Source organism: Methylobacterium sp. NEAU K, assembly GCF_030700285.1.
Lineage (GTDB): Bacteria > Pseudomonadota > Alphaproteobacteria > Rhizobiales > Beijerinckiaceae > Methylobacterium.
In genome coordinates, this window is sequence record NZ_JAUYZJ010000005.1 from 23,019 (window position 1) to 36,008 (window position 12,990).

Annotated in this window: 14 protein-coding genes; 11 read left to right on the forward strand and 3 right to left on the reverse strand. The window is 70.2% G+C overall.

The genetic code is table 11. From position 1 onward, the window contains the following. Window positions 1–4 precede the first annotated feature (4 nt). On the forward strand, window positions 5–1,312 hold the full coding sequence (locus tag Q8W67_RS05515) for a glycosyltransferase family 87 protein (protein WP_305541927.1): 1,308 nt from the start codon (window positions 5–7) through the stop codon (window positions 1,310–1,312). Here Q8W67_RS05515 and Q8W67_RS05520 read toward each other — a convergent pair. The 3 genes from Q8W67_RS05520 to crtD form a co-directional block, all read right to left on the reverse strand. Next, complete coding sequence (locus tag Q8W67_RS05520) at window positions 1,299–1,526, reverse strand: hypothetical protein (protein WP_305541930.1); 228 nt, start codon at window positions 1,524–1,526, stop codon at window positions 1,299–1,301. The genes Q8W67_RS05515 and Q8W67_RS05520 overlap by 14 nt on opposite strands. 161 nt (window positions 1,527–1,687) lie before the next feature. After that, window positions 1,688–2,548, reverse strand: coding sequence for a carotenoid 1,2-hydratase (locus Q8W67_RS05525; RefSeq protein WP_305541933.1), 861 nt, complete (start codon window positions 2,546–2,548; stop codon window positions 1,688–1,690). After that, window positions 2,545–4,104 (reverse strand): 1-hydroxycarotenoid 3,4-desaturase CrtD, encoded by a 1,560-nt coding sequence (gene crtD, locus Q8W67_RS05530; RefSeq protein ID WP_370693819.1) that lies wholly within the window; start codon window positions 4,102–4,104, stop codon window positions 2,545–2,547. The genes Q8W67_RS05525 and crtD overlap by 4 nt, the downstream gene beginning before the upstream one ends. Window positions 4,105–4,186: 82 nt before the next feature. Between crtD and Q8W67_RS05535 the strand changes: the two genes are divergently transcribed. The 10 genes from Q8W67_RS05535 to pufL all read left to right on the forward strand — a co-directional run bounded on the left by Q8W67_RS05535 (window position 4,187) and on the right by pufL (window position 12,966). Further along, entirely contained in the window at window positions 4,187–5,056 is an 870-nt protein-coding gene (locus Q8W67_RS05535; RefSeq protein ID WP_305541936.1) for a polyprenyl synthetase family protein, read from the forward strand. Window positions 5,057–5,142: 86 nt separating this feature from the next. Beyond that, window positions 5,143–6,207 carry a methyltransferase gene (locus tag Q8W67_RS05540; protein WP_305541939.1) on the forward strand — a complete coding sequence of 355 codons (1,065 nt, stop codon included), beginning with the start codon at window positions 5,143–5,145 and terminating at the stop codon, window positions 6,205–6,207. Window positions 6,208–6,305: 98 nt separating this feature from the next. Further along, complete coding sequence (bchC, locus tag Q8W67_RS05545) at window positions 6,306–7,244, forward strand: chlorophyll synthesis pathway protein BchC (protein WP_305541942.1); 939 nt, start codon at window positions 6,306–6,308, stop codon at window positions 7,242–7,244. Further along, on the forward strand, window positions 7,241–8,245 hold the full coding sequence (locus Q8W67_RS05550; protein ID WP_305541946.1) for a chlorophyllide a reductase iron protein subunit X: 1,005 nt from the start codon (window positions 7,241–7,243) through the stop codon (window positions 8,243–8,245). The genes bchC and Q8W67_RS05550 overlap by 4 nt, the downstream gene beginning before the upstream one ends. Before the next feature lie 3 nt (window positions 8,246–8,248). Then, window positions 8,249–9,778: a chlorophyllide a reductase subunit Y gene (bchY, locus tag Q8W67_RS05555; RefSeq protein ID WP_305541949.1), complete on the forward strand. Its 1,530-nt coding sequence runs from the start codon at window positions 8,249–8,251 to the stop codon at window positions 9,776–9,778. Then, window positions 9,778–11,244: a chlorophyllide a reductase subunit Z gene (bchZ, locus tag Q8W67_RS05560; protein ID WP_305541952.1), complete on the forward strand. Its 1,467-nt coding sequence runs from the start codon at window positions 9,778–9,780 to the stop codon at window positions 11,242–11,244. The genes bchY and bchZ overlap by 1 nt, the downstream gene beginning before the upstream one ends. Window positions 11,245–11,278: 34 nt before the next feature. Beyond that, complete coding sequence (locus tag Q8W67_RS05565) at window positions 11,279–11,500, forward strand: hypothetical protein (protein WP_305541955.1); 222 nt, start codon at window positions 11,279–11,281, stop codon at window positions 11,498–11,500. 125 nt (window positions 11,501–11,625) lie between these two features. Next, on the forward strand, window positions 11,626–11,862 hold the full coding sequence (gene pufB / locus Q8W67_RS05570) for a light-harvesting antenna LH1, beta subunit (RefSeq protein ID WP_305541958.1): 237 nt from the start codon (window positions 11,626–11,628) through the stop codon (window positions 11,860–11,862). A gap of 10 nt (window positions 11,863–11,872) precedes the next feature. Continuing rightward, window positions 11,873–12,061 carry a light-harvesting antenna LH1, alpha subunit gene (gene pufA, locus Q8W67_RS05575; RefSeq protein ID WP_305541961.1) on the forward strand — a complete coding sequence of 63 codons (189 nt, stop codon included), beginning with the start codon at window positions 11,873–11,875 and terminating at the stop codon, window positions 12,059–12,061. An 80-nt stretch (window positions 12,062–12,141) separates the two neighbouring features. After that, complete coding sequence (gene pufL, locus Q8W67_RS05580) at window positions 12,142–12,966, forward strand: photosynthetic reaction center subunit L (RefSeq protein ID WP_305541964.1); 825 nt, start codon at window positions 12,142–12,144, stop codon at window positions 12,964–12,966. Window positions 12,967–12,990: the final 24 nt, after the last annotated feature.

Sequence of the window (12,990 nt, forward strand, 5' to 3'; positions counted from 1 at the left end):
CCACATGGCCGCCCAATTACAGACCGAAGCGTCGGGCCGGCCGGGATCGCGAGCAGCGCAGCTCCGGGCCGCGCTCTGGGTCGACTTGGCGGACCTCGCCGGCAGCGATGCCCGGCTGTTCGCCTTCGCCAAGCGGGCCGCCTGGATACTGGTCCCGCTCACCCTGGCGATCGTCGTCGTCGTGTTCGGCACCGGACCGGAGCCGCGCCGGAACTGGTACGGCGACATGCTGGGCAACGACTTCAGCCAGATCTGGGTGGCAGGCCGGGCCGCGCTGGAGGGACGGGGCGGCGAGCCCTACGACCTGACCGTCCATCTCGAGAACCTGAAAGCCGCCTTCGGGCCGGACTGCCGCTTCGCGTGGCATTACCCACCGGTGTTCCTGCTGGCCGCTGCCGCCTTCGCGATGCTGGAGCCGCAGCCGGCCTTCCTGATCTGGACGGCGTTCTCGCTCGGCGTGTTCGCGCTGGCGATGACCGTCGCTGCCGGCCGGCGGGACGCGGCCTGCGTCGCGCTCGCCCATCCGCTGGTATTCTGCAACCTCTCGTACGGGCAGAACGGTCTCTTCACGGCTGCGCTGATGACCCTCGGGGCGATGCTGGTAGACCGGCGCCCCTGGCTCGCCGGCCTGTGCTTCGGCCTGCTGGCCTACAAGCCGCACTTCGCCGCGCTGGCGCCGCTGCTCCTGCTGGTCACCGGCCGTCGGGCCTGTCTGGTGGCCTGCATCGGCACCGTGCTCGCCCTCTGCCTCGCCTCGCTGGCGCTGTTCGGCACCGCGCCCTGGATCGGGTTCTTCGGGACGCTCGGCGAGACGAACCGGATCATCCTGCAGAAAGCGGCGGCCGGCCTCGACCTCAATGCCAGCGCCTTCGGCGCCGTCCGCCTTCTGGGAGGCCCGATCTCGGCCGCCTGGGCATTGCAGGCCGTGGTGGCGACCGTTGCCCTCGGGCTGGCGTGGCGCGCCTGGACGATGCCGGCGCCCCTGGAGCTGCGCGCGGCGGCCCTGCTCGCCGCGGCGCCGCTGCTGTCGCCCTACGTCCCGGTCTACGACCTCGCTCCGCTGGTCCCGGCGACGCTCTTGCTGGTGCTCGTCGCCCACCGGGCCGGCGGCCTGCGCCCCCACGAGCGCATGCTCCTGATCGCGTCGCCGCTGTTCGCGCTCCTGCGCGAGGGGGCGGGTCTCACGGGTTTCCCGCTTGGTCTCGTCCTCAGCCTGGCGACTCTGGGCTGCATCGCCCATCGAACCCGCCCGTGGGGCCTGGCGGCCGGGCGAGGGCCGGCGGTCGTCTCAGGTGCGATCAGGACCCGCTGACGCTCACGGAGAGCCGGAACAGCACCCGTCCGTCGCCCTCGGTGACGCTCATCTCCCAGGACTGCCCGAGCGCGATCGTCGACGCTTCCTCCTTCAGAAGCGTGCCGGCGAGACGCACGGCTTCCTCCCGGGCAAGCGCAGCGTCGGGCAAATCGATCCCGGTTGTATCGATGACGGTGCGGCCGCTGAAGACGTGAAAATAGAAGCGCGCCATATCTGGTCCGCCCGCACCCGCATCGAACCTCGATAGGCACCCGAATGCCCGGCTTTTGCAACCGGTGATTGAAGGATGGCGCGTTAGTTGGACGGATTCTCTTGCAAGGCGATGCAAAAGATCCTCAGGGTCGTCGCCTGTGTACTTTCGCGGCCCGGCCGCTAGCCGGCGAACGGGCGCGGCATGCGGAACGGCAGCATCAGCCGCACGAGGGGATTGCGGAAGCGATCGAGGGACAGGCTCTCGTGCACCGCCCGCACCGGCTCACCGGTCAAGGTCGAGGCCAGCAGGGAGCGGGAATAGAACGGCGTGTCCTCGAACGTGGTGAGCACGCGCGCGCGGCCGTCGTCGCTGCGTGTCTCCCGGGGCATCCGCCAGACCTTTGTGGAGGGGAGCGCGGCGGCGAGGGGCGGCCGGATCTCGCGGCGCGAGCCGTCGCTGGAGAAGCGCAGCGACAGGTTCCGGCCGCCGCCGTTCCGGTGCTGTACGTCGTAGAGGATCGCCGCCCCGTCCGGCAGGTCGGCCCGGCACCAAGTCCAGCGGGAGAAGGCGGCCTCCAGCGGCTCGTCGCCCTCGTTCGTATCGAAGTAGCCGCTGCCGCTCCAGCGCAGATCCGGCCTGTCGAACGCCACCTCGACCCGCGAAGACGGCGCCATCGGCCACCAGCGATGGCGTCCGCCTGGATCGAGCTGGAACGGCCCGGCGGTGAAGCCGCGCGGAACCAGCCGCACCGTGCCACGCAACCGCCAGGGTAGGGGCGCCCCGCGCTCGTCGATCCGGACCGTCAGCGCCGTGCCGTCCCATTCCATTGCGCTCGGGCCGATGGCGATGTGGTCCCGGCCCCGCGACAGGCTGGCGGCGCCGCGCTCGGTCATGGCGAAGCGGCTCCGGTCGCCATAGAGCACGACGTTCATGGCGCAGTGCGCGAACGGGTCCTTGCTGGCGCTCCAGGCGTAGTATGGCGAGAACACGCTGCCGATGAACGCGATGATCGTCAGCCCGTGGCGGCCGTCGTCGCTCACCGCATCGACGTACCACCACGCATAGCCGCTCTGGGCGACCGGGCCGTCGAATCGAGGTCCGTCAGGATCGCCGCCGCCGCCAGCCGGCCCGACTGCGCCGCCATCGGCACGCCCGGGCCGGGATGGACCGAGCCCCCCGCCAGATAGAGGCCCGGCAGGGCGGTCCTGGCGCCGGCCCGCTTGAAGGTCGCCGTCCAACCCTGCGCCGCCCGGCCATACAGGGCGCCCCCGGTGCCCGGGAACAGGGCCTCGAACCCCCCCGGTGTCGTCGCCACCGCGGGCGACATCTCCGCGAAGGTCAGCCCGCAGGCTTCCAGCCGGCGGTTCAGATTCGTCTCGCATCTCTCGATCTCCGGCGGCGTGAGCGGACGCTCCCGGCCGTCCGCCGGGGCGTTGACGAGCAGCAGCAGGCGCTCGGGCCCTTCGGGCGTTTCGCCCGATTCGGTCCGGTCCTGGGCGCATACGTAGACGGTGGGATCGTCGGGCAGGCGGCGGTCCCGCAGGATGGCGTCGAACTCGGTCCGGTAATCGCCCGAGAAGAAGACGTTGTGGTGCGCGAGCGAGAAGCCTTTCGGGACCGCCGTGGTGCAGAAGGTGACGGCGGAGAGCGAGCGCTCGTCCCGCTTGAGCCGTTCGCCGGCCGGGATCGCCTCCCGCCCGAGCAGACCGGCGCCGAGGGCTGCGGAATCCGCGTTGCAGACGATGCGCTCTGCCGGCACCCGTTCCCCGCCTGTCAGGATCACACCGGCGACCCGCCCGCCCTCGGTGACGATCCGGTCCGCGTGAACGCCGTATCGGAACACGGCGCCGCGCTCGGCCGCGAGGTCAGCCACCGCGCGCGCCAGGGCGCTCATCCCGCCCGAAACGGTCCAGACGCCCGCCTGCTCCACGTGGGCGACGAGCATCAGGGTCGCCGGCGCCGTGAACGGAGAGGCGCCGCAATAGGTGGCGTAGCGTCCGAACAACTGCAGCAGCCGGGGATCGCGGAAAAACGTGCCCAGAGCCGACCACAGGGTGGCGAAGGGCTGGATCCGCCAGAGGTCGCCAAGGCCCGAGAGTCCGACGCGCTGCGCGAGACCCGCCGGGCTCGTCCGCCCGTCGCGGATGAAGGGCCCCTCCAGCGTGCGGTAGACCTCTGCCGAGCGCGCGCAGAAACGCCGGTAGCCTTCGGCCTCCCGGGGGCCGGCGAAGTCGGCGACCGCCGCCGCGGAGCTGTCGACATCGGCGAACAGGTCGAGCCGTTCGCCGCGCGTCCAGGCGTGGCGGGCGAGAAGCGTGGCGGGCGCAAGCGCCGCCCGGTCTTCGAAGCTGGCCCCGCATTCCGCGAAGAGTTCTTCGAAGACCCATCGCATCGTGAACACGGTCGGCCCGGCCTCGACGGCGCGGCCGCCGACCGGGACGCTCCGCATCTTGCCGCCGGGGCGTGCGGCGCGTTCCAGCACGGTGACGTCGAGTCCCGCCTGGGCGAGCCGCAGGGCGGCCGCCAGACCGCCAATCCCGGCCCCGATCACTACGACGCGCTGCTGCGCCACGTTCACCCCGACTTCTCCCCGCAACGGGATTGATCTCCGGTCCGCAGAGTGTCAATAAGAAATGACACTTGACGCTGACAACCGATGACAACACGGGAGGGGCGCGATGGAGTCCGGCCGGCGAATCGAGATGGCGCTGGATCGCGCCGTGGCCCATGCCGAGGCGCCGGGGGCGCCCCCGCTGCTGGCCGAGGCCCTGCGCTACGCCGTCTTTCCCGGCGGACACCGCATCCGGCCACGCCTGTGCCTGTCGGTGGCCCGAGCCTGCGGCAACGATGATCCCGCGGGCGCCACGGCGGCCGCCGCGGCGATCGAGCTTCTGCACTGCGCGTCCCTCGTCCACGACGACCTGCCCTGCTTCGACGACGCGCCCCTGCGCCGGCAGAAGCCCTCGGTCCATGTCGCTTTCGGCGAGCCGATCGCGGTGCTCACCGGCGACGCGCTGATCGTGCTCGCCTTCGAAACCCTGGCCCGAGACTGCGGCCGGCACTCGGATAGGTTGTGCCGGCTCGTCGGCCTCCTCGGCCGCGCGGCGGGCTCGCCCGCCGGCATCGCGGCCGGGCAGGCCTGGGAATCCGAGGCGCATATCAGCCTGAGCGATTATCAGCAGGCCAAGACGGGCGCTCTGTTCGCCGCCGCGACCGTATCGGGCGCCGCTGCCGCGGGGGCCGAGCCGGAACCCTGGCGCCGCCTCGGCGAGTGCCTGGGCGAGGCCTATCAGGTCGCCGACGACCTGCGCGACGTCGCATGCCGACAGGAAGAGATCGGCAAGCCCGCCGGCCGGGACGCGACCCTCGGGCGTCCCAATGCCGCCGCGCTGCTGGGCACTGGGGGCGCCTTGGACCGCCTTGCTCGGCTCACCCGGGAGGCGGTCGCGGCGATCCCGGCCTGTCCCGGCATGGCTGACCTAACCGCCGAGATCGAGGCGCAGGCGCGGCTGTTCCTGCCCGCGAGCCTGCGGGCGGTGGCGGCCTGACCGCCGGCTCCGTTCCCCGGGCGGTGACAACACGGCCCGAAAAGCCCTCCCTCGGTGATCGCTGGCTCGGCTGGCGGAACCGTCTGGTGGCGAACCCACGCTTCCAGCGCTGGGCCGCGGGCTTCCCGCTCACCCGCGGAATCGCCCGCAGGAACACCCGGGCCCTGTTCGATCTCTGCGCCGGCTTCGTCTACGCGCAGGTACTGACGGCGTGCGTCCGCCTCGACCTCTTCACCGTCCTGGCCGAAGGACCGCTCCCGCTCGACGCGCTGGCTCGGCGGCTGGATCTCCCGCCCGAAGGCGTGCGCCGGCTTATGCGCGCCGCCGAATCGCTCAAGCTGGTCCGAATGCTGCCGGGCGACCGATTCGGACTCGCCGATCTCGGCGCCGCACTCACCGGCAATCCCGGCATCGGCGCGATGATCGAGCACCACGCTCTGCTCTACGCCGACTTGGCGGATCCAGTGGCGCTGCTGCGCGGCCGGGCTGCGCCGACCCGGCTCTCGCGCTACTGGCCCTACGCCTCGGGCGAGACCGCGGATGCGGCGTCGGTGGCGCCCTACGGCGGCCTGATGGGCGCGTCGCAGTCGCTGATCGCCGACGACGTGCTCGATGCCTGCGACCTCTCGCAGACCCGGCACCTGATGGATGTCGGTGGCGGCGAGGGCGCGTTCCTGCAGGCCGTGGCTGCGCGCCATGCCGCTCCGCGCCTCACCCTGTTCGATCTCCCCGCCGTCGCCGACCGCGCCGCTGCCCGGCTCGCCCAGGCGGGGTTGGCTGAGCGGATCGCCTGTCGGGGCGGCAGCTTCCACGAGTCCCTGCCGGCCGGCGCCGACACGATCTCGCTGATCCGCATTGTCCACGATCACGATGATGGGCCGGCCCTGGCCTTGCTCGCGGCCGCGCACGCGGCGCTGCCGCCCGGCGGAACGCTGATTCTGGCCGAGCCAATGGCCGGCACGCCCGGCGCCGAGCCTGTCGGGGACGCGTATTTCGGCTTCTACCTCCTTGCCATGGGCTCGGGCCGGCCGCGCCGCGCCGAAGAACTCCACGGCATGCTGCGCGAGGCTGGGTTCGCGACCTCGCAAGAGCATCCGGTCCGCCGGCCGCTCCTGACGCGCCTCGTCGTCGCCAGGAAAGATGCCCCGTAAAGTAATAATGACTTGACGCTGAGATGTGTCCATTTAGGATGACACATAGCGGCTCCCACCGGCGAGAGTCGCAACACATAGGGCGGATCATTCCAGTCATGGACGCTCTCGCAGTCATCCTCGAAAGCCCGAAGCACATGGCAGTGCAGCGCCTGCAGCTGACGCCCGCCGGCGAGGCTGATGCCGTCATTGCCGTGATGTGGAGCGGGATCAGCACCGGAACTGAACGCTTGCTCTGGTCCGGCCGCATGCCGCCTTTTCCCGGGATGGGGTACCCGTTGGTGCCGGGCTACGAGTCCGTCGGCACCGTCATCGAGGCTGGTGCCGCATCGGCGGTCCGGGTCGGCCAGAGCGTGTTCGTTCCGGGGGCGCGGTGCTTCGGCCCGGTGCGTGGCCTGTTCGGTGGCGCCGCCTCGCATCTCGTCGCTCCGGCAGCGCGTCTCGTGCCGGTGGATCCGGCGCTGGGTGAGCGGTCCTGCCTGATCGCGCTGGCGGCGACCGCATACCGGGCGCTGGGCGGCCTTCGTGCCGGCGCCACGCCGCTCATCGTCGGGCACGGCGTGCTCGGGCGCCTGCTGGCGCGCTTGACGCTTGCGGCGGGTGCCGAGCCCACCGTGTGGGAGACGGATCCGGTCCGCCAGATCGGCGCATCCGGCTACGCGGTGCTCGCGCCGGAGAACGATCCCCGGCGCGACTACGCGGTGATCACCGATGTCAGCGGCGACGCGTCCGGCCTCGACGGCCTGATCGCCCGCTTGGCGCCCGGGGGCGAGATCGTGCTCGCCGGCTTCTACGAGGCGCCGCTCTCCTTCGCGTTCCCCCCGGCCTTCATGCGCGAGGCCCGCATCCGGATCTCCGCCGAGTTCCGACCGGAGGACCTCGCAGCGGTTACGGCGCTCATCGATGGTGGCCGGCTCTCGCTCGACGGGCTGATCACACACCGCGTCCCGGCCGCACAGGCCCAGGACGCCTATCGCACCGCCTTCGCCGATCCCGCCTGCCTCAAGATGATCCTCGACTGGAGGGACGCCGCGTGAACGTTCAACTGAACAAGGCCGCCCTCAGCCAAGCCGCTCAGCTCCGCGCCGAGGCGGCGATCGAGCCTGATGCCGTCCCGACTGCACCGGTGAAGAAAGAAACGCAGATCATCGCGATCTACGGCAAGGGCGGCATCGGCAAGTCGTTCACGCTCGCCAATCTCAGCTACATGATGGCCCAGCAGGGCAAGAAGGTCCTGCTGATCGGCTGCGACCCGAAGAGCGACACGACCTCACTGCTGTTCGGCGGCAAGGCCTGCCCGACCATCATCGAGACGTCCACCAAGAAGAAGCTCGCCGGCGAGCCGGTGGCGATCGGCGACGTGTGCTTCAAGCGCGACGGCGTCTACGCCATGGAACTCGGCGGCCCGGAAGTCGGGCGCGGCTGCGGCGGCCGGGGCATCATCCACGGCTTCGAGTTGCTGGAGAAACTCGGCTTCCACGACTGGGGCTTCGACTTCGTCCTGCTGGACTTCCTGGGCGACGTCGTCTGCGGCGGCTTCGGCCTGCCGATCGCCCGGGACATGTGCCAAAAGGTCATCGTCGTCGGGTCGAACGATCTGCAGTCGCTCTACGTCGCCAACAACGTCTGCTCGGCGGTCGAATATTTCCGCAAGCTGGGCGGTAATGTCGGCGTCGGCGGCCTCGTGATCAACAAGGACGACGGCACCGGCGAGGCCCAAGCCTTCGCGGAGGCCGCCGGCATCCCGGTCCTGGCTTCGATCCCGGCCGACGACGACATCCGCCGCAAGAGCGCCAACTACGAGATCATCGGCCGGCCGGAGAGCCGCTGGGGCAGCCTGTTCTCGGATCTGGCCGCCAACGTCGCCGACGCCGCGCCGCACCGGCCGACGCCGCTCACGCAGGATGGGCTGCTCGGTCTGTTCTCCAGCGACGTCACGGGCCGCGACGTGGTGCTGGTGCCTGCGACCCACGAGGATATGTGCGGCATCGCCCACGTGTCCAAGCCGTCCCTCGAAGTCGTCTACGACGAGGTCTGAGGCATGGCCGTCTCCCTCGACATCACTGATCTGCGGGCCCGCCAGGCGGCTGCTCCGATCGATCGCGCCGCCACCGAGGGCGACGGGCTCGGCTGCCATGCCGGCAAGGACGCGATGCGGGCGGCCGCGGAAGCCGCCGGAATGTCCGAGACCCTGGCACAGCTGCGGAGCGACTATCCGCAGGGCCCGCACGACCAGCCGCAGAGCATGTGCCCGGCCTTCGGCTCGCTCCGGGTCGGCCTGCGCATGCGCCGGACCGCCACGATCCTCTCCGGATCGGCCTGCTGCGTCTACGGCCTGACCTTCACGTCGCACTTCTATGGGGCGCGTCGCAGCGTCGGCTACGTGCCGTTCAATTCGGAGACTTTGGTCACCGGCAAGCTGTTCGAGGACATCCGCGAGGCGGTCCACGCCACCGCGAAGCCGGACGATTACGACGCGGTCGTGGTCATCAATCTCTGCGTGCCGACAGCATCCGGTGTGCCCCTCCGGCTCCTCCCGAAGCAGATCGACGGCGTCCGGGTCATCGGCATCGACGTGCCGGGCTTCGGGGTTCCGACCCACGCCGAAGCCAAGGACGTGCTCGCCGGCGCGATGCTCAAGGTCGCCCGCTCGGAAGCCGAGCAGGGGCCGGTGGCGGCGCCCCGCGGCGGCCGCTCGGAACGCCCGAGCGTGGCGCTCCTCGGTGAAGTCTTCCCCGCCGATCCGGTGGTGATCGGAGCCCTGTTGGAGCCGCTGGGCCTCGCGGCCGGGCCGGTAGTCCCAACCCGCGAGTGGCGCGAACTCTACGCGGCGCTCGACTGCACCGCCGTGGCGGCGATCCACCCGTTCTACACCGCCTCGATCCGCGAATTTGAGGCTGCAGGCCGGCCAGTGGTCGGCTCCGCTCCGGTCGGTGTCGACGGCACCGCCGATTGGCTCGACCGAATCGGCGACGCCTGCGGTGTCGCCCGCGCCACCGTAGAGGCGGCCAAGAACCGGATTCTTCCGGGCATCCGCGGGGCGCTCGCCGCCATGCCGATCAAGGGCCGGATCACGCTCTCGGGCTACGAGGGTTCTGAACTGCTGGTGGCTCGCCTCCTGGTCGAGAGCGGCGCTGAAGTCCCCTATGTCGGCACCGCCTGCCCGCGCACGCCGTGGTCCGAAGCCGATCGGGACTGGCTGGAATCCCGGGGCACCGAGGTCCGCTATCGCGCCTCGCTGGAGGACGACCTCTTCGCCCTCGATTCGCTGAAGCCCGACCTCGCCATCGGCACGACCCCGGTGGTGCAGCGGGCCAAGGAGCGCGGCACCCCGGCGCTCTACTTCACCAACCTGATCTCGGCGCGTCCGCTCATGGGCGCGGCCGGTGCGGGGTCGCTCGCGACGGTGATCAATGCGGCGCTGGCCAACAAGCCGCGCTTCGACGCCATGCGCGACTTCTTCGAGGGCGTCGGCACCGGTTACGCCGCGGGCGTCTGGCAGGAGGTTCCGCAGCGGCGGCAGGGGCCAAAGATAGAGGGCCCGAAGAAGCCGATCGGGGAGATGGCGTGATGCTGATCCTCGATCACGACAGGGCCGGCGGCTACTGGGGCGCGGTCTACGTCTTCACGGCGATCAAGGGCCTGCAGGTCGTCATCGACGGTCCGGTCGGCTGCGAGAACCTGCCGGTGACCTCGGTGCTGCACTACACCGACGCGCTGCCGCCGCACGAGCTGCCGATCGTCGTAACGGGACTCGCCGAAGAGGAACTCGGCCGTCACGGAACCGAGGGCGCGATGAAGCGCGCCCACGCCACGCTCGATCCGGGCCAGCCCAGCGTGGTGGTCACCGGCTCGATCGCCGAGATGATCGGCGGCGGCGTGACGCCCGAGGGCACCGGCCTGCAGCGGTTCCTGCCGCGCACCATCGACGAGGACCAGTGGCAGGCTGCCGACCGGGCGATTCGCTGGCTCTGGCAGGAATACGGCGCCAAGAAATTCGCCAAGACCGGCATCCCGGCCCGGACTGAGCGCAAAGCCGGCGAGCGCCCGCGGGTGAACATCATCGGCCCGGCCTACGGCACCTTCAACATGCCCTCGGACCTCGCCGAGATCCGCCGGCTCGTGGAGGGCATCGGCGCCGAGGTCAACCTCACCTTCCCGCTGGGCTCGCACCTCGCGGACGTCCCCAAGCTCGTCAACGCCGACGCCAATATCTGCCTCTACCGCGAGTTCGGGCGCCTGCTCTGCGAGGCCCTCGAGCGGCCCTACCTGCAGGCGCCGATCGGGATCCTATCGACCACCAAGTTCCTGCGCTCTCTCGGCCAGATCCTGGGCCTCGACCCGGAGCCGTTCATCGAGCGCGAGCGCCACACGACGATCAAGCCTGTCTGGGACCTCTGGCGGTCGGTGACGCAGGATTTCTTCGGCACGGCGAGCTTCGGCATCGTTGCCACCGAGACCTATGCCCGCGGGGTCCGCCACTTCCTCGAAGACGAGATGGGCCTGCCCTGTCACTTCGCCTTCGGCCGATCCGCCGGGCTGAAGCCCGACAACGATGCGGTTCGTGCCGCGGTGACGCACAGGCCGCCCCTGGTGCTGTTCGGCTCGTTCAACGAGCGGATGTACCTCGCGGAGTGCGGGGCCCGTGCGACCTACATCCCGGCCTCGTTCCCCGGGGCGATCATCCGGCGGCACACCGGCACGCCGTTCATGGGCTACGCCGGGGCGACCTACCTGGTGCAGGAGGTCTGCAACGCGCTGTTCGACACCCTCTTCCACATCCTGCCGCTCGCCCGCGACATGGACAAGGTCGAGGCCACGCCGGCGCGCCAGCACCGCGAACTGCCCTGGGACGAAGCGGCCCGGCAGGCGCTCGACGCCCTGGTCGAGGCGCAGCCGGTCCTGGCCCGGATCTCCGCCGCCAAGCGCTTGCGCGACGCGGCCGAGCGCGCCGCCCGCACCGCAGAATCCGCCGCCGTCGCGCCCGCCCACGTGGCGCGCGCCCGGGCCGATCTCGCCGGGGGAGTCCCCGCATGAGCCACCTTCCCCTTCACCCCGAGGAGACCTGACGATGCGAACGATGGTCCCGACCGCGCGCCTGCACCAGGACGCGTTCCAGTTCCGGCTCATCCTGGCCGCGACGTACCCATTCTTCCTCGCCGCAGCCGCGCTCGGACGCTTCAGGCCGGCCCGCGACTCATCCCGCTCCGGAATGGTCACGGCCCCCCGTTCGGTTTTCGGCGAGGCGCGCGCCATGGCGGTGCAGGCGATCCCCTTCGCGTTCATGGGCTGACTGGCCCTGCTCGAGATACTTCCGTCCGGTGACGCGGGGGAAGTCAGGCCGTGACCGCCCAGGGCGCCACGGCGGAACCCGTCGCGCTTCGCGGGAAGCGCGGCCAACACACGGAGGTCTGAACGATGGCCGGTGGACCCATTGCAACAGAAAGACCGAGCAGCCTGTCCGGGCTGACGGAACCGGAAGCCAAGGAGTTCCACGCGATCTTCCTGACGAGCTTCCTCATTTTCACGGCGATTGCCGTGGTCGCCCACATCCTCGTCTGGATGTGGCGCCCGTGGCTTCCCGGACCGCAGGGCTACGCCTCTCTCGAGGGCGTCACCGATGCGGCCCGCGCCCTCGTCACGATGATCGGCTGAGGAGGATCGGATGCACAAGGTCTGGTTGTTGTTCGATCCGCGGCGCACGCTGGTGGCTCTGTTCACCTTTCTCTTCATCCTGGCGCTGCTGATCCATTTCATCCTGCTCTCGACCGACCGGTTCAACTGGCTGGAAGGTCCGAAGGTCAACAAGGCCGCGAGCAACATCACGCTCGTTCTGCCGAGCCTGCCCGCCTGAGGCGGGCCGGTCGGGACCGCGGCGCGCGAGGGCCGCGGTCCCACACCATGAATTCCCGACCGGGCTGAGGAGGTGCCGCCATGGCGATGCTGAGCTTTGAGCGAAAGTACAGGATCCGCGGCGGTACGCTGCTCGGCGGCGACCTGTTTGACTTCTGGATCGGACCGTTCTTCGTCGGATTCTTCGGGGTCACCGGATTGTTCTTCACGGTGCTCGGCACCGCGCTGGTGGTCTACGGCGCCGCGATCGGGCCGACCTGGAACGTCTGGCAGATCAACATCGCGCCCCCGGACATCAGCTACGGGCTGAAGCTCGCCCCGCTCAAGGAGGGCGGCCTCTGGCAGATCATCACGATGTGCGCCCTGGGCTCGTTCCTGTCCTGGATGATGCGCGAGGTCGAGATCTGCCGGAAGCTCGGCATCGGCTACCATGTTCCGGCGGCCTTCGGCATGGCGATCTTCGCCTACTTTACCCTGGTGGTTGTCCGCCCGTTCCTGATGGGCGCCTGGGGCTACGGGTTTCCCTACGGCATCCTCAGCCACCTCGATTGGGTATCCAACACCGGATACCAGTATCTACACTTTCACTACAATCCAGCGCACATGCTGGCTGTCTCGTTCTTCTTCACGACGACCTTGGCGCTGGCGATGCACGGCGGCCTGATCCTCGCGGCGACCAACCCGAAGAAGGGCGAGACGGTGAGGACGCCGGAGCACGAGGACACCTTCTTCCGCGACACGATCGGCTACTCGATCGGCACGCTGGGCATCCACCGGCTCGGCCTGTTCCTGGCTCTGTCGGCCGGCTTCTGGAGCGCGGTCTGCATCGTGATCAGCGGGCCGTTCTGGACGCAGGGCTGGCCGCAATGGTGGGGCTGGTGGCTCAACCTGCCGGTCTGGCGCTGATATCGGGGCCCCGCGCGCGACGCG

Excerpts from the sequence above, each read along its gene's own strand:
- Q8W67_RS05515 (WP_305541927.1), top strand. The coding sequence starts at position 5 with ATGGCCGCCCAATTACAGACCGAAGCGTCGGGCCGGCCGGGATCGCGA.
- Q8W67_RS05520 (WP_305541930.1), bottom strand. The coding sequence starts at position 1,526 with ATGGCGCGCTTCTATTTTCACGTCTTCAGCGGCCGCACCGTCATCGAT.
- Q8W67_RS05535 (WP_305541936.1), top strand. The coding sequence starts at position 4,187 with ATGGAGTCCGGCCGGCGAATCGAGATGGCGCTGGATCGCGCCGTGGCC.
- bchC (WP_305541942.1), top strand. The coding sequence starts at position 6,306 with ATGGACGCTCTCGCAGTCATCCTCGAAAGCCCGAAGCACATGGCAGTG.
- bchY (WP_305541949.1), top strand. The coding sequence starts at position 8,249 with ATGGCCGTCTCCCTCGACATCACTGATCTGCGGGCCCGCCAGGCGGCT.
- bchZ (WP_305541952.1), top strand. The coding sequence starts at position 9,778 with ATGCTGATCCTCGATCACGACAGGGCCGGCGGCTACTGGGGCGCGGTC.
- Q8W67_RS05565 (WP_305541955.1), top strand. The coding sequence starts at position 11,279 with ATGCGAACGATGGTCCCGACCGCGCGCCTGCACCAGGACGCGTTCCAG.
- pufB (WP_305541958.1), top strand. The coding sequence starts at position 11,626 with ATGGCCGGTGGACCCATTGCAACAGAAAGACCGAGCAGCCTGTCCGGG.
- pufA (WP_305541961.1), top strand. The coding sequence starts at position 11,873 with ATGCACAAGGTCTGGTTGTTGTTCGATCCGCGGCGCACGCTGGTGGCT.
- pufL (WP_305541964.1), top strand. The coding sequence starts at position 12,142 with ATGGCGATGCTGAGCTTTGAGCGAAAGTACAGGATCCGCGGCGGTACG.